Below are 19,844 nucleotides of genomic sequence, written 5' to 3'. Positions count from 1 at the left end.
GTCGTCTTTCTTGGGGTTTCTCAAAAAAAACTTGAGCCATTTTAGATAGAAACGGTAGAAGCTCAGACCATCAGGAGCTTTTAGACAAATTCATCAACACGGAAAAACCGCAACCCGTTGATTGCGCAGGACATAGGGGCTTGCTCAGAACTAGATTGCTTTGATTGTAGTGCCAAGCCGAGTCAATGAATGAGAGCAAAGCATTAAGATAGATGAAACCTGCTATTATTTTTGCCAAGCCTGATGTCTAATTCACTCGACCCTACCGAAGATGCAGAACTCGTCCAAGCTGTTCAGGAAAGTCTACAGCAGATGTCGATCGAGCTTGAACATCCACAGGATGCAGAAGCGATTCAACAGCTCTATCAAAAAGCGCAAGCACTGCTTAGTCATCTTACTCCTGACCCATTGACAGTCGCGCGCGTGACGGGTGTATTGTTGGTCTATCAACTGCCAGGGACAGATCCGGAAGAGGTGAAATGGTTTGAGGGTGAGCTACAGAATTCTTTAGATCTAGAATCGATCGAAGAGCTAGTCGATTCAATCTTCCGTCCTGATGCGTTGTAGTCCTGAAGGACTGGCAACGCAGAGAGCGCTTCTGCCAGCAAGATGGGATCACCAAAGTTAGATAGCTGTGCATTCGTTCAATCTGCTGAGACGTTGGCATCGTTGCTGATTCAGCATGTTGAACTGTGGCTTGGAGCGCATCTTGCCAAGCTTCAATCTCGATCGATTTAGGTGGAAGACTAGGAGCGGCTGCATCGCTTCCGTCAGTTCATTCAAAGGGCGGTAATTACGGCAATAGAAAAATTAGAAAGCGTTTTACACTTCGTTACATTAGAGAAGACAGAACCCAGGGCGATCAAAATCGTCTGCTATATCGGAGGTACCCGATATGAATAATATTCGTGTCGGCAGTTTGTTTGGAATTCCTTTCTATGTCAACCCATCCTGGTTTTTGGTGTTGGGCTTAGTCACTTTTAGTTATGGCTCAGGACTGGCAGCCCAATTTCCCAATTTGCCTTCGGGGCTGTCTTGGGGATTAGGATTGCTCACAGCACTGCTATTGTTTGGTTCTGTGCTGGCTCATGAACTCGGTCACAGCTTTGTGGCGCTGAAGCAGGGTGTGGGTGTCAAATCGATCACGTTGTTTCTATTCGGGGGATTAGCGAGCTTAGACAAAGAGTCGCAAACTCCTGCTGAAGCATTTCAAGTTGCGATCGCAGGTCCTTTAGTCAGTCTGCTCCTTGCTGGTTTGGCAACCCTTTTGGGAGTTGGTACCGGCATCTCTGGGGCACCTGCTGCAATCTTGGGCGTGTTGGTTTCGGTGAACTTAGCGTTAGCGCTCTTTAATCTGATTCCAGGTTTACCGCTCGATGGCGGCAACATTTTGAAAGCTTTGGTCTGGAAAGTAACAGGCAACCCTTACAAGGGGATGAAGGTCGCGGGTCGGGTCGGTCAATTGATCGGTTGGTTAGCGATCGCATCGGGACTGCTACCCTTGGTTGTTTTTGGCGGTGGGCTGAACTTCTGGAATATCTTAATTGGCTGGTTCTTGCTTCAGAATGCTGGTCAAGCTGCCCAGTATGGCGTGGTTTTAGATCAGTTATCAGGGCTGACGGCATCGGATGCTGTTAGCACAAATAGCCCAGTTGTCACTGCTTCGTCAACGTTGCGAGAGTTTGCCGATCAGCGGATTCTGGATCAGCGGGCATGGCAGAAGTTTTTAGTCACGAATGTAGAGGAACAACTCATCGGTACGCTTGCGATCGAGGATCTGAGAGCAATTCCAAGTGAACGATGGTCTGAAACTTTAGTGCAATCCCTTGTAAGACCATTAGATCCATCGCTCACGGTACAGAGCGATCGTCCTCTGTCGGAAGTAGTCACTTTGCTAGAAGAACGCAAGTTAACCGCGCTCTCTGTTGTCCAAGAGAACAACGTCCTAGTGGGCTTGCTCGAAAAAACTGCCATTGTGAATCTGCTCCAGAATCGCGCACAAGCTACTCCGGCTTAGACCTAGCTTGAAACGGATGGGTTACGTGATTGTTGACCCGCATGGATAGCAGGACTGAAATCAATCACAGTGACTCGAGTAGAAACTTCAGGGAAGTGGGCAACTGCTTCCCTGAAGTTTTTTATTCTGCTTTGGTTTGACTGTGGCTGATTTAATCAGGCATCTCCTCAATACTGCGCGGCTCTCTCTTTGGCTGTTGGTTCATCTCATGGCGGTAACGACTCGAAGCCTCATAGACCTCTCTGCGAAGGCGCTGAATTGCACCGAGCGGCTGATGCGCTGCAATGGTATGCCAGGCATTGAAGGACAATACATCGTCCACATACACCTGACGGGCTGGACTATAGGCTTCCTGCATCCCAATTGTGATTTTAGCGATCGCTTGATAAGGGCTGTCCTGCTCCGACCAACGAACCGAAGCATCTTCGATCGGCATCGTTTCTAGATTGGTACAAAGTTGGACACGCAATTCATATTCAGCCGACTGCCTCTGGAAAAACTCTACAATCAAATCGCGTAGAGTAGAAGCATTCTGCATCTCAATTCGTTTACCTTGGAGCGGCTGAAGACTTGTCGATATGGGAACTGCACTGAACTTAGCAATGTAGTCTCCATAGCGCAAAGCAGCAGAAGTATAGTACGTTTCTCCTAAGATATGAGTCTCTGGTTGCGTAATCCCCAGCGCAGTCGGATAGAGATTGATGCCTACTTTTTGAGTGACTGCATTCACTGTGCGGGCAGTTATCCCCAATAGTTGTTGAGCCTCTTCTGGGGCACTGACCACTACTTTTTCCTGAAGCAACTGTTCAGGAAGAAAGCGAGCAAGATTCCCGGATGGAAAAATCGAACTGTTAATCATTAGAAAATCTTGAGTGACTGCATCAGGTTCAGTAGAGAGAAGCTTCGGTTCTTCTACACCAATGACCTTAATTGCCATGCCACGAAAGGTCGAAAGACTATCCGGCAGAATATCACCCGGAACACTTGAGAAACGAATCATCACTGGATAAGTGCGAGGTTCGCGAAACAGCCCTTGGGCAAGATGAGTGGGTAAGTTGTCGTAAATTCGCAGTTCTCCCTTCAGTCCGCCATGACTTTTCGCATGAGCACCGCGCATCGCATGACGATGTTTGTCGAACACCTTTTGCCCTTGCCGAGCAACGGAGTCTAGAATTTGGCGGATCAGTCTATCTTCATCCGGTTGCTTGACTTCTACATTTGGGGAGTAGCGAACGTATTGATTTGAGTTGAGCATTCAGCAAGGAGCCTGAGGGCGAATTCAAATGGTTATCGTTTAATCATTCGTACCTAGGTTCATTTTCTTCATCCTCCTTGTGTTAGAAGTTGACGATTCGCGATCGCGAGTTGTTTAGTGAACCACAAGCCACCCATAAGTTAAAACACCCAATCCCAAAACGCCAACGATCGTCTCTCGCTGCTCCTCCCACAAACGACGCACTCTACTGAAGAAATCGCTAAACGCTGCTCGTCGCGATTGCCCTAACTCGGTCATCAAGCCTTTAACGTTGGCATCAACTTCTTCTAGCGTGACTTCCCCTCGTTGGTAAGCGGCTTCGAGTTCATTCAGTTTGTGCCAGTACTCATGGGTGGCTTCTAACAAATTCGGAGTCATAGGATAAAAGGTGCTGATATAAACTTTTGTGAAGCTTAACGCACTTAATTCAGCAACTTGATCTGTAGTTGGACAGAACTGTTGTGGTCGATCGGTAGAACTGAGATTACTGACACAGTGAAGAGTTACGAAGCAGCGAAGAAACGGAATACTTTCATCCAAAGCAACATGAACTGAGTGCAAAATGCTACCGAGAACAGCTTCAGCCTGGTCTTATTCGCCGTTCAATTGAGCAGTCCCCATGCTGATCGGTGAAGACAATTGAAACTCAACTGCTGCTTACGACCAAGGACTGCCCAATCACTTCTACTCCCCACCCTCCACTTGAATCCCCTCTCTCATTCAACCTTTGACACAAACCACCTGCTTCAGCGTCGCAACGATCTCGACAAGATCGCTCTGATTTGCCATCACCTGCTCGATCGGCTTGTATGCCCCTGGAATTTCATCCAGCACGCCAGCATCCTTGCGACATTCGACTCCCGCCGTTTGAGCGATTAAGTCATCTAGAGTAAACGCCGTCTTTGCTTTGTTTCTTGACATTAACCGCCCTGCACCGTGAGAGCAGGAGCAATAGCTGTGAGCATTGCCCTTTCCTTTCACGATAAACGACTTCGCTCCCATGCTGCCTGGAATAATGCCGTAATCGGTTTCGCGAGCACGGACCGCGCCTTTGCGAGTCACATATACTTCTTCACCGAAGTGTAGTTCTCGTTCGGCATAGTTGTGGTGACAATTTACCTCCAGCAAGGGCTTCATGGGCTTACCACCCGCTAAATGTCGATCGACAATCCGCTGGAATCGCAGCAGCATCACTTTCCGGTTGTAAAGCGCATACCCCTGTGCCCACTGTAAATCATGCCAATAAGCAGCGAACTCAGCGGTGCCACGAACAAAGTAAGCTAAATCTGGATCAGGAAGCTTCTCCCCTGCTAGCTTTGCTAGTCCTTTTGCAGTATCAATATGCCGCTGTGCTAGCGCATTCCCAATATGCCGCGAACCAGAATGCAGCATCAGCCACACTTGTTCCTCAGCATCCAGGCAAACCTCGATAAAGTGGTTTCCTCCACCTAGCGAACCCATTTGCTTGAGGGCTTTGCTTTCAAGGTTCTCGACGCCAGGGTGAAGCTGCTTGAACTGTTGCCAGCCTTGCCAGTTGAGCACAGTCTTTTCAATTTCTTTGTTCTCGTTGAATCCAGTTGGGATTGCTGCTTCGATGTCAAGACGAATCTGTTTGAGCTTTCCTTCTAGCTGGGTGGCATTGTATGGAGTTTTAATTGCTGCCATACCGCAACCAATGTCTACCCCGATCGCGGCTGGGATAATTGCATCTTGGGTTGCCACAACCGATCCAACCAAGGCACCCTTGCCCAAATGCACATCAGGCATCAGCGCAACATGTTTGAACACAAATGGGAGAGCAGCAACATTTCGAGCCATTTGTGCTTCGGTGTGTCCTAACTCATGACCTGCCCAGGAGAGCACCGGAGCGCGAGTTGATAAAGTGAGAGCTTCGTAAGGCATCGTGTTGTCTCCTAAGCGTTGTCGTCTTGAACACAATCTGATCACTGCGATCGATGAGCAAAACTGAAGGAAAGATGTGGGAAATTTTCCCAATATTGTCTCCAGCCATTCATCGGCTTGAAAGCCTCGAAGCGTCACATGCTAATCACAGCAAAGCGTCCCACGCCTTTACATATCGATTTCAATTGAGATTGTTGATTTTAGCTGAGATTGTGTTATTTACATACTACAATATACTACAAGTTAAATCAAGGGGTTCCCCTGTAGCAAAGTTGATTGAGTTCAGCTACCGTCCTGTCTGTCGCTAGGTTTGAAATATCAATCAAATTCGATGCGCAATCGAATGGTCTGGGTGCAAGTTGGATCGCACTCAAAAACCGCTCTGGAGTAAGCTGACGGTCACTTTACTTCAGAGCGGTTTGCTCAGAGATCGCGGTTTGAGGAATTGAGATAGATTTGGGGTAGAGGGGTGATCAGATCGCCAGAATCCTTGCAGGATACTCTGCATTCTAATCCCGGACAAAATGACCTCAGAACCAATCCACTGACCCAAGGGACTTACTGGTCTGCTGGTTGACGCATATCATTTTATGTGGGGTGGTGGGAGTTGTCCTGTTTGCCATTGTGTTTAGCTAAGCTTCGGAGCGCTCCACCAACGCTGCGAGAGCGAGGAGATTGCTTTTGTCCAGCCGGCCATCCTTCGCGCTGCTGAGTGCGATCGCCATCTGTTTCCTCGGTCTGATCATGAAACAGAATTTGCTGGGTGGGAAAAGGTAAATCAATGCCGTTTGCAGTTAATTTGTGCTTGATTGCGGTGAGAACCTGATCGCGCGATCTCAGATCATCAATCCGGCGGGGTGGCTTAATCCACCAGCGCACTCGAATATCGACAGTGCTGTCTGCAAGTTCCATAACTAATACATCGGGAGCCGGATCCTGTAAGACTTCCGCAATCTCATCGAGTGCTTCGTAGATTAGACGTTTCGCGTGTTCAATGTCGTCTCCATAGCCGATGCCGACATCATATTCCATGCGGCGAGTGTCAAAGGCAGTATTGACCGTGACTGAATTGGTAAAGAGTTCTGAATTCGGAATCACAATGCGGCGATTATCATAAGTTCTAATCGTCGTTGCACGAGTTTCGATGTTTTCAACAGTTCCTTCAAAGTTTTTGAAAACGATCTGATCTCCAATCCGAAAGGGTTCCGTTAATAGAATAAGAATTCCTGCCAAAAAGTTTTGTAAGATATCGCGAAACGCAAAGCCGATTGCAACCCCACTGATTCCAAGTAATTGAACTAAGTCACCAGCTTGAAACGATGGAATGACGATCGACAACGCGACAAATAATCCAATCAGAATAATCGTTCCTTGTGCTAAGCGCCCTAACACTAATCCGAGGTTGCGGGCATGTCGTCGATTTCCGGTCGCACGTCGGACGATCCGCTTAACTGATCTTGCAATAAAAAAGAAAATAAAAAAGACAATAACTGCGAATATTAAGCTGGGAAACAAGGCAATAGAGCCACGCACCATTGCCTCAAGCTGTTTCCACAGTGCTGATAGCTCAAAATTCATAACCGTTTTTTATGCACGACAACTTGAATATGAATTTTAGAAAAGTAGCGAAAAAATAACCTCTGTCTCTAGGAGTGCGATTATTGGGTTTTGGGTGCTTCTAAAACAGTCACACTGACGAGGGGAGTCACATTGAATTCTTGAGTGAGCAGACGAGTTTGAATAGTTTGAGTTAAGCGATCGCGAATCTGCTGGCTAGAAAGTGTGCTTTCAGGTTGACGTTGAACATAGACCTCAGCTAATAGGGAGTTTTGTCCTGGGATCTCTGAGCGGGTAAAGCGCACGTTCGCTTCGACTAATTGTGCAAATTCGGTCTGCTCAACGGCTTGTTGCACTTCTGCATTGGCGCGCTGAGCGCGACTAGACCGTTCAAACTCGGGTGAATTCCAGAACTGCAAGGTTGCAATTGCAGCGAGTGAAACCAGAGAAATACCGAGTGCGATCGGAAAAACTTGTTGATTGCCACGCGAATAGCGGCTTCCTTGCGAGGTCAGTCCATACGCTCGAAAAATCAACGTCGCTGATACATGAATGCCAAATAGCTGCAAGACAAGTAAAAACAATCCACTCATGGTCATATCCCATCGTCCAATCGCGCTTGCCATTCCGACAATTCCCGCTGGTGGTGCAAGCGATGCCGCCACTAACATTCCGGCGGCGGCTCCAGAGACTAAGCTACTTCGCTCCGACTGCACTAAGTTTAATGCTCCTGCTGCTCCTGCTGCTAAAGGGATCAAGACCGCTACGGTTGAAATCTGACTGTTCTCTACCATGAGAGGCGTTGAGATCTGCTGTTGAAGAAGCAAGCTTAATAGAAATGCGATCGCGATTGTCACCATTAGCGCTGTAACATACCGAAGAATACTGCGTTCCAAAAGTTGTAAATCTCCGCGTGCAGTTGCGATCGCACTATTCATAGCGGGACCTGCAAAGGGTGCAATCAGCATTGCAGCAACCAGAAGATAGCTTGTATTCGTATACAGTCCAATCCACACGACGACTCCTGCCACCGCAGCATAGGCGAGAAAGCTGCGCCAAGATCCGACACTCTGCAATCCTGATAAGAAGATTTCGATCGGGCTACGCGCTCTGACATTTTTGACTTGTTGCGCAGCTTCAGACGCAGGGGGACGTAGAGCAATGATCCCGGATGGCAGCAAGGTAATATGAACCTCTGGTAGATCTTCGAGCTTAGCAAGCAAATCTTCAACTTGTCGATTAGAAACATGAACGATGACAAGATCAATGTTTCGGTCTGCGCTTTGAGCTTCAATTTTTGCAAGATTCACTGCATCACAAGACTCTGCAATCTGTAGAACTGCTTTTCCTTGTCCTTGCGGTACTTGGATGATCAGTTGACGCATGGTTGCTCTCCTCGAACTGTTTGTTGAGTCTACTCAGACTTGAGCTAGATGACGACTTCCAAAGGAGAGAGGATCATCGAGCAATTTCTAGAGTTGCCAGCGTAGCAAAAGCGCAAGTTGACCGATCATTTTTTGCCACCAGGGTCGTTTTCTCCAACTTGATAGTTCAATGCGATCGCTCGTGCTAAACGCATCTGTAAAAAATTGTTCGACAGTCGGAGCAAAGTCTGGAGCAAACCAGGCAAGATTCAGTTCATCATTGTGAAAGAAGCTCCGAGGATCAAAGTTTGCACTGCCAAAGTTAATCCAATCTTGATCAACAAGCATCAACTTAGCGTGCATCATGCTCGGTTTATACTCATAAACTGCAATGTCAGCTCTTAAGAGCGCGTGATAGCGCTCACGAACTGCATAGTAAACAGGTGGCTTATCATTGTGGACACCAGTCGTCACGATCTGCACATCTACACCCCGCTTTTTAGCCGCAATGATTGCATTACGAGTATTGCGCTCCAAAATAAAGTAGGGACTCGCAATCCAAATTCGGTGCTGTGCCGCTTGTAGACCAAACCAAATGAGCGCGTTGATCAGTGACAACTTACTATCGGCATCACTGGCAATCACTAACATTGGCTTTGCCGCCCGTGAGGCTTGCTGTACAGGTAAATGCTCTATCATGGCTTGACCTCCTGCATAGAGCCAGTGACGCAGGAAAATGCTCATGAGGACAGAGACGATCGTACTTTCTAGCTGAATTTCGCCGTCGAGCCAGGGTGCTCGATCGCCAATTTTAGGATTGCCGTCCCAATCATCGGATACGCCCATTCCTCCAATCAAGGCGATCGTTCCATCAATAATCAGCAGTTTACGATGAGTCCGGCTCAAGTATTGCAGCGGAACTTTGAGCCTAGGAGGATGAAAAAAACGAACCTCAACCCCCGCTCCTCGAAGCTGTTTCCAATACGAAGCAGGGATCTGAGCGGTGCCAACGTGATCGACTAAAACTTGGACTTTCACCCCACATCTCGATCGCTCAATCAATGCCTGAGCAAACTGATCGGCACGATACCCTGGAGTCATGAAAAAAGTCTCAAACTGAATCAAGTGCTGTGCTTTTTGGATTGCTTCTAGTCGCGCTGCATAAATCTGGTCTGGCTGTGACCAAAACTGAGTGAGCCGCGCTTGTGTCGCGATCGACTTGGAGAAGCCGACTAACATCGGCAGAAAATTTGGACTATCGAGTGCGATGCGACGATCAAAGCGATAACAGATTTGCGGCTCGAAAACGCCGCGAAGATAGAGAATCATCCAGACGACGATCGCAGCGGCAAAGAGAAGAAAGAAAGTTGTCCAGGTCATGGCTTCTAGGAGAACGTGCCGGGTGTTGTTCAATCTATCAGTCGGGTACGATCGCTAGAGTCCTTCATCGGATAGAACTTTCCTTGAACGGAGTGAAACGACTTACCTAAGCTTTTAGAGCACTGCAACTCTGGTTTTCCGTCTTTCGAGTTCTTTTCCAGTTTGTTAGGCTGAAATCAGTCTGAATTTGGTGAAGAGCGTGTCCCAGATCCCGTTTTTGTCAGAACCTCTAAGTGTGGAAACCGTTGAAATCGAAGTTTCTGGACTACCCGATCGCTTAAATGGCATTAAAGTAGTTCAGCTTTCTGATTTTCATTACGATGGCTTGCTGTTGTCTGATGAATTGTTGAACCAAGCGATCGAGACCGCGAATTGTCTTGAACCGGATCTCATCGTTCTTACGGGCGATTATGTTACGCATACCCCGAAACCTATTGATCAACTTGCTCGACATCTCCGCCGATTACAGAGTCGATCGGGTATTTATGCCGTGTTAGGCAATCATGATCTGGAACTCCCTGAATCAAAAATTAAGATTAGTCGCGCCTTAACCGATGCCGGAATTCAAGTTCTTTGGAATCAGATTGCTTATCCGTTTGGGGAAGACTTCGCGATCGTTGGCTTACCCGATTTCTGGTCGTCTGACTTTGCTCCTGCTTCTGTGTTTGAGACTCTAAATCCAACGGTTCCTCGTCTAGTGCTCTCTCACAATCCTGACAGTGCAGTGCCTCTGAGCCAGTGGCGCGTCGATTTGCAGCTTTCTGGACATACGCATGGTGGACAAATTGCAATTCCAGGAGTGGGAGCCGTTCCCACTTGGATTCAGGCTTCACGCGATCGCATTCCCGAGCCATTATGGAAGTGGGTGCCGTTCCTGGATTTAAAATGGCCCAAAGTTGTACAGCATTGGCAATGGGCACAAGGTCTGCATTCGGTGGGTGAGAATCGGCTCTATGTCAATCGAGGATTAGGAACCTTTCCACCGGGACGGTGGTACTGTCCTCCAGAAGTCACTGTGTTTTCCTTGAGTCGCATTGACTAGAGGTTGTTAATGTCCCAGAAAACTAACAGACATCTCAAGAGCGAATGAGACTGCGATATCGAGCTTCGATCAGCGAGTACAAACTATAAGCAATCAAGCCTAGCGCTACAATTCCCAGAATCCACGTTCCATAAGGCTGTTGTGCCAAAACGGCTAAAGCTTCCCCCAATCCTTTGACTTCAGTTGCATCGGAGCGCAGCGCCGCAATGATCACAAACAGACCAATGATGCAAAAAACAACCCCACGCGCAACAATCCCAAACTGTCCTAGCCGCTTTGCCCACTTGCGTTCGGTTGCATTCATTTGATTGAGCTTGAAATATCTTTGAAACTTTGCAGTGTAAGCCTGATAAAAATACGACAATCCAACACCCAATACGATCGCGCCTGCTAACCCCACAAGCCATTGCCCCAAAGGTTGAGCCAAGACCAGTTTTGTCCAGTCTTCCGTCGCTCCTCCATTTGTCCCACCACTGCCTAAGATGAGTTTAACCGCAGTGAAAGCTAACCCTGAATAGCTGAGCGCACTGATCAAATATCCGATACGCTGCACAACGCGCTGTGTAGAATTTGACTGCCCTGTATGCTCTGGATCAAGCAATGCCTGAGCAAATCGCCACAGGACATAGCCAATGATGCCGATCGTCACCAACCCAAGCAGAAATTTTCCAAACGGCTGCACCACAATTTCTTGTAAGGCTCCACTCGTATCTGTAGTGCGTCCTCCGCTCCCGATCGCAGCTTGTGCTGCCAGCAGTCCCACTACAAAGTAAACAATCCCCTTTGCTGCATAACCGAATCGAGCCAGCCTTTCAAACTTTGGATGAGCAACAGTCTGTTGTACAGGCTGTTTTAGATTAGGAGGAATATTGGGGGTCGCCATATCAGTGCAAGAATATTATCTCGCACAATAGAATGGCAGACTTGTGTATCGCATCTATCAGAATAATGAATTCTTCTAGGCTTAGATTGACTGTTGCTTTTGAGGATTGACGAGCTTCTCTATTGAATTCGTCAGTTGTTCGATCGCGTCAATTTGGCGCTTAAGTTGGTCAGTTAGTCTTAGCGACCATCTGCCATTCGCTGGTGTTCAGGGCAACCTTGACAAACGGCGATTTCTCAAGCGAAATCATTGCGTCTGCGGATTTGTGCAGTAAGCAGGTAATACGATCTCCCGCCTGCCATTCTTCATTTGAAATAACAATTCGCACCTCCTGGTTTCGCTCAACGATCAGGGGCATGAGGTTATTCGAGGCGATTAAGGTTTGTAGCTCTGCTTGCTGTGCCGCAAGCGTCGGCGATCGTAAAACGAGTTCGACAACCTGCGCTTCATCCTGGTCGAGCCATTGATTCCACTGATCGAGAGGAATCTGGGGAGCAAATGCAGCCTGAATCCCTGGCGTGATTGCACTCAGGCTGTTTCCATCCCCTAGCGGTGATGGAGACAAAATTGCAATCAGATCAGGACGAAACAGTTCCGCAGCCCGTTGAGCTAAAATACCGTTGACTTCCGGGCTAGAACTTAAAGCGAGAAACGAGCTAAATGAAGAGATGCCTTCTGCTTCTAGTTCTTCTAAATTTAAGCGATCGCTCAACGCAGGATTTTCATCAATCGGCTCTAAATTGGTTGTGTTTACATCAAAGTCGATCAGCATCGCTGCTTCTCCTTTTTGCTGCAATAATCGTGACAACAATCGGGCGAATGAATCCCCGCCTACAATCACTGTTCTGACTTGATTCGTATGTAAGCCAAGCCATCGTGCAATCCAGCCTGCTGTCACTCCTTGCACAAAAACGGTGATCAGAATCGTGAGAAACACCAATGCTTTAAGCGCATCACCCCCACTCATCCCTTGATTGCTCAGAGAAATGGCAAATAACGATGCCATTGATGCTGCTACGATGCCACGCGGCGCAACCCAGGACAAAAAGAACTGCTGTTGCCAGCTAAAGCCGCGATTCCAAGTCGAGATTAGAACATTGATAGGACGAACAATCAGCATTAATGCCAAAACTACGATTACCCCTTCTTGCCCTAAATCGAAAAGCTGCTCGATCGATAAATCAGCAGCAAGCAGAATAAATAGCACTGAGTTTGTCAAAATTCCAAGCTGCTCATTAAATTGCCGCAACAACCGCTCATCAGGTGTAGCAGCGGCGCGTAGAACGATGCCAATGATCACAACAGCCAGCAACCCCGACTCACTGCGTAACGCTTGCGCTAGGCTAAACGATCCCCACACTACTGCTAATACAATCAGATTCTTGAGTTCTTGCGGAAGAATCTTAGACTGTTTGAGAAGCAAGCTCAGCAAACTCCCAGCAATCAATCCGATCGCGACTCCGATTCCTAAGCGCAGGAGCAATCCTTTCAAGATGAGAAGTGGGATTGCTGTGTTACTTAAAACGAGCGGAACTGCCTTGCCACTCAACACAATATTGAGCGTGATCACCGCAAGAATTGCACCGATCGGATCAATTAGAATTCCTTCTCCTTCTAATAGCGTTGCGACTCGTCGCTCTACTCCCACAAGCTTTAAGAGTGGAGTCACGACCGTTGGACCTGTGACGACGACTAAAGACGCATAGAGGAAGGCGATCGACCAGGGAAAATCGAGCCAGGTATGAGCTGCAATGGCACCGCCAACCAGTGTAATGGCGACCCCGATCGTAATCAGATTGCGAAGGCTGATCGAAACGCTTCTCAGATCACGAATCTGTAAGCTCAAACCTCCCTCAAATAAAATAATCGCGATCGACAGAGAGACAATGACTTCCAACCCACTGCCTAAAAGAGACGGGTCGATCCAACGGAGTCCACTCGATCCTAGAGCCAAACCCAATAGCAGGAGGAAGACAATACTAGGAATCTGCAAATATCGAGCAATGACCTGAGCACCAATGCCAATACCAACGGTGGTACTCATCAAAACTGTGATCGTTAAAGAGTCTTCCATTCCATTTATCAAAGCAAAACAGATTGCCTAATTCTGGCATTTCTCGTCATGGATCACAGAAAACCCGCATTGAATTGACAGTAGATAACGCGATGCTTTAAACGGTCATTCGAGACTGATCAGAGATAAATGATCAGGATGCGCGATGAATTCTTTAGCAGCCAGCAAGCCTGCAATGCTCCATGTTTGCGATAATCGAGCTTCTCTTCCAATCAAGTGTCCAGAGCGACCGTCATAGTATTCTGGATAGTTGTCTTGCACTAAACGATGTTCGGCAATTTGAATGGCACGTTCTGCTAACTCGACTCGACCTGTTTTTTGAGCCGCGATCGCAAATGCCCAAAGCAGTACTGCCCAATTGCCCCCATTGTGATACGACCAAGGCGAATTTTTTGGGTCACACCCGGTGAGTGTTCGCCATTCTTCTCCCTCGATCGCAGGATAGCAAAGCTTCACAGGCATATAGCCAATGAGATCTTGCCAACGCTGCTCAAACAAATTCATAATCCTTTGAGATTCAGCTTCATCTGCGAGTGAGAAGACGATCGCTAACAGATTTCCCAATGCGAAAAAGCGAAAATCGAGCCGTCCAGGTCCCAAATTTCCAGCTAAGTAGCCTCCTGTTTCAGGCAACCAATCTGTTAACCAAGCGGGAATCGATGCTGGATAGATATTAAACTTATTCGCAATGTTTTCACCATATTCATCTACCTCAAACCGGTAGATTTGATTGAGGCGGTTGAGATCAATCCAGTAGTATTCCCAGACATGATAATGTAATGCGCTGAGACGCTGTGTTACTGCCTTGAGATAGCGTTCTTCTTCTGGCAGCAGAAACTCTTGTGCAACTCGCAACCCTGCATAGAAAAGCACCTGAATCTCTAGGGGATGACCGTACACACCCATGCGTCGATCGATCATAAAAGCCCCATCCGGAACCAGCAGCGTAGGATAGAGCGAGAACCGATGCGCCAAACAAAGATCAAGAATGAGCTTGATTCCCGTTTGAAATTCGGGCTGATGTGCGAGTGCGACATCTCCGGTTGCTTGAACGTAAGCTCGAAGTAAAATCAGCCACCAGAGGCAAGAATCGGCTGGCGGCACTCGCGCGATCGCGGCTTCTCCAAAATCCGCCTCTAACCATTCTTTTCCATCTGCTTGAACGACTTTGAAACTTGCAGGCATCAATCCCGTTTCTGCCTCAAAGCAGTCCATTTCTTTCGGTCGGCTTTGCAAGTTCAGGGTTTCAATTAAGAAGTTCCGAACAATATCGGTTCGACCTTGCATCAGGAAAACCAAGGCAGAGGGGACAAAGTCGCGAATAAAACATTGATCGTAGTTCAGAGCATCGACTGTGGGATCTTGTGCCGCGATCGTGCCGATGGGCTGACCTCGGTAGTACAGAATCGACGTGTTGAGAAGTGCCATCGCCTCCTCGAAGTGGCGATCGGTGGATTGTTGAATGTTCATTGGAGGGTTGGCGCAATCAGTTCTAATTTGGACGGAGAAACGGCTTGATTAGCCTGAAGATTGACCGGGGTCGAACAATCTGTATCTGCACAGAGATGAATCAAGGTTGCAACTAGCCCTGTCCATCCCGTTTGATGATTAGCTCCAAGTCCTGCGCCAGTGTCGCCATTGAAATACTCATAAAACAGCAGTAAATCGCGCCAGTGCGGAGTGCGGAATTGTTCGTTGTGATGGTGAACGGGGCGATGATGATGTTCATCGGGCGAGAAAATGCGAATCAAACGCCGGGATAGTTCTGCTGAAACTTCTGCAAGTGTCATCCATTGCCCTGAACCCGTTGGACACTCAACTTTGAAGTCATCTCCTAGATAGTGGTGGAATTTCTGCAAGGATTCAATCAGTAAGAAATTCATCGGGAACCAAATTGGGCCGCGCCAGTTAGAATTTCCGCCGAACATTCCGCTGGTCGATTCCGCAGGCTCATAGCCGACTTGATGGACTTGCCCATCGACATGAAACGTATAGGGATGATCCGCATGGTACTTTGACACAGAGCGGATTCCATAGGAACTTAAGAACTCTGTTTCATCCAAAAGGCGTTGCAGAATGGGCTTAAGTCGTTGAATTGGACTGACGATCGCGAGCAACCGTCGTGCTTGTTCTCCCTCTGTTTCGAGTGCTGCAATATTACTTTGCAGATGCGGACGATTTTCGATGAACCAGTTAAACCGTTTCTTGAAGCTATGGAACTGCTCTAACATCGAGGGTTCTAAGATCTCAACGGCAAATAGGGGAACTAACCCTACCATCGATCGCACCTTCAAGCGATGCCAGTCATTGTTGGGCAGATGCAATACATCATAGTAAAACTGGTCTTCTTCGTCCCAGAGTGCAACACTGCTTTCCCCGATCTGATTCATCGCGTCCGCAATGTAGAGAAAATGCTCAAAGAACTTACTGGCAATGTCTTCGTAAGCGGGATTCGTTTTCGATAACTCTAATGCGATCGCGAGCATATTCAAACAATACATGCCCATCCAGCTTGTCCCGTCTGCTTGTTCAAGATAGCCTCCAGTGGGAAGTTCGGAACTGCGATCGAAGATCCCAATATTATCTAAACCCAAAAAGCCACCTTGAAAGACGTTGTTTCCGTTGTGGTCTTTCTGATTTACCCACCAGGTAAAGTTGAGCAAGAGTTTCTGGAAGACTCGTTCAAGAAAAGAAGTATCAGCGCGACCGTAGAGGACTTTCTCAATTTGGTAAACGCGCCAAGTTCCCCAAGCATGAACGGGTGGATTAACATCACTGAAATGCCATTCATACGCGGGAATTTGCCCGTTAGGGTGCATATACCATTCTCGCGTTAAGCGATCGAGTTGTCGCTTAGCAAAATCAGGATCAATCATAGCTAAAGGAACGCAGTGAAAAGCTAAATCCCAAGCCGCAAACCACGGAAACTCCCACTTATCCGGCATTGAAAGAATGTCATCGTTAAACAGATGAATCCAATCCCGATTTCGAGCAGCATGGCGATCAGGTTGCGGTTGTGCTGCATCACCTTGGAGCCAATCTTCGACGACGTAATGATAGTATTGCTTTGTCCAGAGTAGTCCTGCAAAGGCTTGACGCTGAATGTTTCGCGCATCGGCTGAGAAATGCTCCGGTGTAATCCGCTGATAGAATTCATCTGCTTCTTGTTGGCGTTGAGCAAAGATATCGGCAAATTCTGTGTTAAAGGGATCGACGAGGTTGGAATTGTTGGTTAGGCGTAGCTGAATCGTTTTGGTTTGTTGAGCTTCTAGCGTCAGTTTGTAATGGGCTGCAACTTTTGTGCCGATTTGCTCTGGATTGACCGCTTCAGTTTGATCCTGCACAATGTAGTCATGAATTCCGTCTTTAACATAGGGCGACGGATTTTGAAGCCCGAAGAGTCGATCGTAATTGGTTTCATTTTCTGTAAACAGTAGAGCATCAGCCGTTTGACAATAGAGCCAGCGATTTCCGAGGGTCGGGTGCGTTGCTTCTACGATATGAGTGGAGCGCTCTTTTTCACGTTGTGCTAAGCAGGGCTTTTGAGAATTTGGCTCCCATGACCAAGTGTTGCGAAACCAAAGCGTTGGAAGGAGATGGAGCGTTTTCGGCTCTGCGCCACGATTGCTTACAGTGACTTGGATCAGAATGTCTTCATCGGTTGCTTTGGCGTACTCGACATAGACATCAAAGTAACGGTTCTCGTTAAAGACTCCCGTATCTAGTAGCTCAAATTCTGGGTCATGATAGCCCCGCTGTTGATTCTCCTGCACGAGTTGATCGTAAGGAAAAGCAAGGTGAGGATACTTATAGAGATACTTCATGTAAGCATGACTCGGCGTATTGTCAAGGTAGAAGTAGCATTCTTTGACATCCTCGCCATGATTGCCTTCAGGACCGCTGAGTCCGAACAAGCGTTCCTTCAGAATCGGATCTGCTTCGTTCCAAAGCGCGATCGCAAAGCACAATCGCTGATGGTTATCGGAAATGCCAGCAATGCCATCTTCGCCCCATCGATAAGCTCGCGATCGCGCTTGGTCATGGGAAAAATGATTCCAAGCAGACCCATCTGAACTATAGTCCTCACGCACGGTTCCCCACTGACGCTCACTTAAGTAGGGACCCCATCTGCGCCAATACGCTGTGCGCTCTCGGTCTGCTTGTAACCGTTGTTCTTCTGCGGTCATCTTCTTATCTCCTTCTCATCTAAGCAGACCATGATTCGCGAAAATCGGCATAGAGCGTAAGTCCACCATCAATAAACAGGGTTTGCCCTGTGATGTAAGCTGCTTCCTCAGACGCAAGAAAAGCAACCGCAGCAGCCATTTCCTCAGAGGTTCCGGCACGACCCATTGGAATGTGGCTTTCCACGATCGCTTTTTGCTCTGAATCCTCTGTCCAAGCTTCATTGATTGGAGTAATCGTTGCCCCAGGCGCGATCGCATTGACTCGAATTCCGCGATCGGCATATTCCAGCGCTAAGGTTTTCGTCAGGTTTCCCATGCCGCCTTTACTCATCGAGTAAGTTAAATACGACGGTCGAGGAATGACTTCATGAACGCTAGAGATATTGATAATCGTGCCAGGTTGGTTGCGAGCAATGAAATGCTTAATCGCTTCTCGCGCACATAAAAATGCACCCCGTAAGTTAATCGATAGAATGCGATCGAACTCGTCAATCTCAATTTCGTGAGAGGGAGACTCCGTTTGCACCCCGGCATTGTTGATCAAAATATCCAAGCTGCCAAATTGATCAATGGTCGTGTTGATCATGTTGAGAATGTCTTCCTCTTTGGACACATCCCCTTGAATCAAAAGCGATTTGACTCCACAATCATTCACTTGACCACAAGCTTTTTGCAGTGCAATCTCCTCGGTCGTTTCAGCTTCCTCAACCGTCTTGCGATAGTTAATCGCAATGTTGCAGCCTTCTTGAGCGAGACGAATTGCAATCGCTTGTCCAATCCCGGAACTTGCTCCTGTAATGAGCGCATTCTTTCCAGCTAATCCTTTCATCACAAGTTTCCCTCTCACGCATCCGTTACAGATTCACGTTACAGATTGACATTGGGCGGTAAGATAATGCGATCGACAATATGCACCACGCCGTTTGATGCTTGTAAATCCGGTTGGATAACTCGCGCTTCATTCACCCGAACCTGCTGTCCATCCACTTGCACGTTGACTGAGTTCCCGGCTTGCGTTTGAACTTGACCTGGCTGCAATTGATTCGCGGTTAAGCTGCCCGGAACCACGTGGTAAGTCAGGATTTGGCGAAGTAACTGTCGATTCTCCTCTCGAAGCAGACGCTCACGAGTTTCAGCAGGGAGAGCTGCAAATGCTTGATCCGAGGGTGCAAATACGGTGTAAGGTCCACCTTCTCCTAATGTATTGCTCAAATCTGCTTCATTGATTACAGAAGAAAGTGTGCTGAGCGAAGGGTTGCTACCAATCAGATCCGTTACATTGCCAGCGTTTGCTTGTGTGCCTGGAGCCGGGGAACCTTGAGTACCCGGAGCCGGAGCAACCGGAGCAGTCGTCGCTTCGGGAGCAGGTTGCGTGGGTGCTTCTGCAGTGGGTTGTCCCCCACAAGCAGCAACGATCGGCATCAGAATCGCACCTAAAGCAGTTGCAGCAATTGTTTTTTTCAGTTGTTGTCTCATGAATATGTCTCCAAAAAATTGAGGTGAGAGTAGTGATTAAAGTGAGTGAGTGAGTGCAGTGAGTGAGTGAGTTTATTCTTTAAGATTAGCGGGAACATTTTCTGGAACTGTCCAGTAATAGATCACTCGCCCATCGACATTTTCAACACGTTCCGGTTTCCAATCGCCCATGTCAAAAGCGTGAGAAACAATGCGAGTACCAGGTTTGAGTTCACTGAGCAATTTCGGGCGTAACCGTAAATTGACTTCAGGAAGTAAGTAAAGGGTGACAACGGTCGCTTCTCGAAAATCTGTCTCGAATAAATCTTGCTCTCGAAACTCTACGCGATCGGTGACGTTTGCTTGTTGAGCATTTTGGTTGGCTTCTTGTACCCGTTGAGGATTGATATCGACTCCGATCGCTCGTTTTACATTAAATTGCCGAACGGCAGTAATCGGAATCCGACCATCTCCACTTCCCAAGTCATACACCACATCGTTGCTGTTCACATTTGCGATTTGTAGCATCCGATCGACCACAGCTTGAGGAGTCGGGACATAAGGAACATCTGGAGAGCGGGCTGGAGCTGGTGATTGGGGTGGTTGAGTCGTAGCAGGATTCGTTTGAGCATCGGCTTGAAAATCGCGCTGTTGAGTGCATCCTACACCCACTCCCACAACACTCAGCCCAATGACCAATCCAGCAAACAAACGTTTGAATTGCATAG

The 19,844-nt window shown here is 47.7% G+C and carries 17 protein-coding genes; 4 read left to right on the top strand and 13 right to left on the bottom strand.

Features of this window, described 5'->3' with window-relative positions; all coding sequences use genetic code 11:
• Positions 1-243 precede the first annotated feature (243 nt).
• The 3 genes from OU814_RS28145 to OU814_RS28135 all read left to right on the top strand — a co-directional run bounded on the left by OU814_RS28145 (position 244) and on the right by OU814_RS28135 (position 2,017).
• The gene (locus OU814_RS28145; protein ID WP_017288531.1) at positions 244-567 is read left to right on the top strand and encodes a hypothetical protein; all 324 of its coding nucleotides are present in this window, start codon (positions 244-246) and stop codon (positions 565-567) included.
• Positions 568-609: 42 nt separating this feature from the next.
• The gene (locus OU814_RS28140) at positions 610-738 is read left to right on the top strand and encodes a hypothetical protein (protein WP_268242882.1); all 129 of its coding nucleotides are present in this window, start codon (positions 610-612) and stop codon (positions 736-738) included.
• Between the two features lie 157 nt (positions 739-895).
• Positions 896-2,017, top strand: a complete 1,122-nt coding sequence (locus OU814_RS28135) for a site-2 protease family protein (protein ID WP_268242881.1) — start codon at positions 896-898, stop codon at positions 2,015-2,017.
• 151 nt (positions 2,018-2,168) lie between these two features.
• Here the strand turns inward: OU814_RS28135 and OU814_RS28130 are convergent, their stop codons facing one another.
• The 6 genes from OU814_RS28130 to OU814_RS28105 all read right to left on the bottom strand — a co-directional run bounded on the left by OU814_RS28130 (position 2,169) and on the right by OU814_RS28105 (position 9,475).
• Positions 2,169-3,272 (bottom strand): catalase family protein, encoded by a 1,104-nt coding sequence (locus tag OU814_RS28130; protein WP_268242880.1) that lies wholly within the window; start codon positions 3,270-3,272, stop codon positions 2,169-2,171.
• Positions 3,273-3,386: 114 nt separating this feature from the next.
• A complete protein-coding gene (locus tag OU814_RS28125) occupies positions 3,387-3,650 on the bottom strand; it encodes a hypothetical protein (RefSeq protein ID WP_268242879.1) in 264 nt (87 codons plus the stop codon).
• A 342-nt stretch (positions 3,651-3,992) separates the two neighbouring features.
• Positions 3,993-5,174, bottom strand: coding sequence for an RtcB family protein (locus OU814_RS28120; protein WP_017288526.1), 1,182 nt, complete (start codon positions 5,172-5,174; stop codon positions 3,993-3,995).
• Positions 5,175-5,762: 588 nt separating this feature from the next.
• Entirely contained in the window at positions 5,763-6,752 is a 990-nt protein-coding gene (locus OU814_RS28115) for a mechanosensitive ion channel family protein (protein WP_268242878.1), read from the bottom strand.
• An 80-nt stretch (positions 6,753-6,832) separates the two neighbouring features.
• Positions 6,833-8,116, bottom strand: coding sequence for a TIGR00341 family protein (locus OU814_RS28110; RefSeq protein WP_268242877.1), 1,284 nt, complete (start codon positions 8,114-8,116; stop codon positions 6,833-6,835).
• Between the two features lie 87 nt (positions 8,117-8,203).
• Positions 8,204-9,475, bottom strand: coding sequence for a phospholipase D-like domain-containing protein (locus OU814_RS28105; RefSeq protein ID WP_268242876.1), 1,272 nt, complete (start codon positions 9,473-9,475; stop codon positions 8,204-8,206).
• A 199-nt stretch (positions 9,476-9,674) separates the two neighbouring features.
• On the opposite strand from OU814_RS28105, the gene OU814_RS28100 reads away from it, so the two are divergent.
• Positions 9,675-10,517, top strand: coding sequence for a metallophosphoesterase (locus OU814_RS28100; RefSeq protein WP_017288522.1), 843 nt, complete (start codon positions 9,675-9,677; stop codon positions 10,515-10,517).
• A gap of 34 nt (positions 10,518-10,551) precedes the next feature.
• Here the strand turns inward: OU814_RS28100 and OU814_RS28095 are convergent, their stop codons facing one another.
• The 7 genes from OU814_RS28095 to OU814_RS28065 all read right to left on the bottom strand — a co-directional run bounded on the left by OU814_RS28095 (position 10,552) and on the right by OU814_RS28065 (position 19,842).
• Complete coding sequence (locus tag OU814_RS28095) at positions 10,552-11,400, bottom strand: DUF1206 domain-containing protein (RefSeq protein WP_268242875.1); 849 nt, start codon at positions 11,398-11,400, stop codon at positions 10,552-10,554.
• A 169-nt stretch (positions 11,401-11,569) separates the two neighbouring features.
• Positions 11,570-13,474 (bottom strand): cation:proton antiporter, encoded by a 1,905-nt coding sequence (locus OU814_RS28090; RefSeq protein ID WP_268242874.1) that lies wholly within the window; start codon positions 13,472-13,474, stop codon positions 11,570-11,572.
• 105 nt (positions 13,475-13,579) lie between these two features.
• On the bottom strand, positions 13,580-14,944 hold the full coding sequence (locus tag OU814_RS28085) for a glycoside hydrolase 100 family protein (protein ID WP_268242873.1): 1,365 nt from the start codon (positions 14,942-14,944) through the stop codon (positions 13,580-13,582).
• Entirely contained in the window at positions 14,941-17,661 is a 2,721-nt protein-coding gene (locus OU814_RS28080) for an MGH1-like glycoside hydrolase domain-containing protein (protein WP_268242872.1), read from the bottom strand. The genes OU814_RS28085 and OU814_RS28080 overlap by 4 nt, the downstream gene beginning before the upstream one ends.
• Before the next feature lie 19 nt (positions 17,662-17,680).
• On the bottom strand, positions 17,681-18,490 hold the full coding sequence (locus OU814_RS28075; RefSeq protein ID WP_268242940.1) for a glucose 1-dehydrogenase: 810 nt from the start codon (positions 18,488-18,490) through the stop codon (positions 17,681-17,683).
• Between the two features lie 38 nt (positions 18,491-18,528).
• A complete protein-coding gene (locus OU814_RS28070; protein ID WP_017288517.1) occupies positions 18,529-19,137 on the bottom strand; it encodes a fasciclin domain-containing protein in 609 nt (202 codons plus the stop codon).
• A 72-nt stretch (positions 19,138-19,209) separates the two neighbouring features.
• On the bottom strand, positions 19,210-19,842 hold the full coding sequence (locus OU814_RS28065) for an SAM-dependent methyltransferase (RefSeq protein WP_268242871.1): 633 nt from the start codon (positions 19,840-19,842) through the stop codon (positions 19,210-19,212).
• Positions 19,843-19,844: the final 2 nt, after the last annotated feature.

This window comes from Leptolyngbya sp. GGD (assembly GCF_026735145.1).
In the GTDB taxonomy this organism is placed as follows: Bacteria; Cyanobacteriota; Cyanobacteriia; order Leptolyngbyales; family Leptolyngbyaceae; genus Leptolyngbya; species Leptolyngbya boryana.
Note: the sequence above shows the minus strand (reverse complement) of the source record. Positions and strands in the feature narration are given on the sequence as shown.

Bases quoted from the DNA above. Each gene is read 5' to 3' on its own strand.
- OU814_RS28145 (WP_017288531.1), top strand. From the start codon at position 244: ATGTCTAATTCACTCGACCCTACCGAAGATGCAGAACTCGTCCAAGCT.
- OU814_RS28140 (WP_268242882.1), top strand. From the start codon at position 610: ATGGGATCACCAAAGTTAGATAGCTGTGCATTCGTTCAATCTGCTGAG.
- OU814_RS28135 (WP_268242881.1), top strand. From the start codon at position 896: ATGAATAATATTCGTGTCGGCAGTTTGTTTGGAATTCCTTTCTATGTC.
- OU814_RS28130 (WP_268242880.1), bottom strand. From the start codon at position 3,272: ATGCTCAACTCAAATCAATACGTTCGCTACTCCCCAAATGTAGAAGTC.
- OU814_RS28125 (WP_268242879.1), bottom strand. From the start codon at position 3,650: ATGACTCCGAATTTGTTAGAAGCCACCCATGAGTACTGGCACAAACTG.
- OU814_RS28120 (WP_017288526.1), bottom strand. From the start codon at position 5,174: ATGCCTTACGAAGCTCTCACTTTATCAACTCGCGCTCCGGTGCTCTCC.
- OU814_RS28115 (WP_268242878.1), bottom strand. From the start codon at position 6,752: ATGAATTTTGAGCTATCAGCACTGTGGAAACAGCTTGAGGCAATGGTG.
- OU814_RS28110 (WP_268242877.1), bottom strand. From the start codon at position 8,116: ATGCGTCAACTGATCATCCAAGTACCGCAAGGACAAGGAAAAGCAGTT.
- OU814_RS28105 (WP_268242876.1), bottom strand. From the start codon at position 9,475: ATGACCTGGACAACTTTCTTTCTTCTCTTTGCCGCTGCGATCGTCGTC.
- OU814_RS28095 (WP_268242875.1), bottom strand. From the start codon at position 11,400: ATGGCGACCCCCAATATTCCTCCTAATCTAAAACAGCCTGTACAACAG.
- OU814_RS28090 (WP_268242874.1), bottom strand. From the start codon at position 13,474: ATGGAAGACTCTTTAACGATCACAGTTTTGATGAGTACCACCGTTGGT.
- OU814_RS28085 (WP_268242873.1), bottom strand. From the start codon at position 14,944: ATGAACATTCAACAATCCACCGATCGCCACTTCGAGGAGGCGATGGCA.
- OU814_RS28080 (WP_268242872.1), bottom strand. From the start codon at position 17,661: ATGACCGCAGAAGAACAACGGTTACAAGCAGACCGAGAGCGCACAGCG.
- OU814_RS28075 (WP_268242940.1), bottom strand. From the start codon at position 18,490: ATGAAAGGATTAGCTGGAAAGAATGCGCTCATTACAGGAGCAAGTTCC.
- OU814_RS28070 (WP_017288517.1), bottom strand. From the start codon at position 19,137: ATGAGACAACAACTGAAAAAAACAATTGCTGCAACTGCTTTAGGTGCG.
- OU814_RS28065 (WP_268242871.1), bottom strand. From the start codon at position 19,842: ATGCAATTCAAACGTTTGTTTGCTGGATTGGTCATTGGGCTGAGTGTT.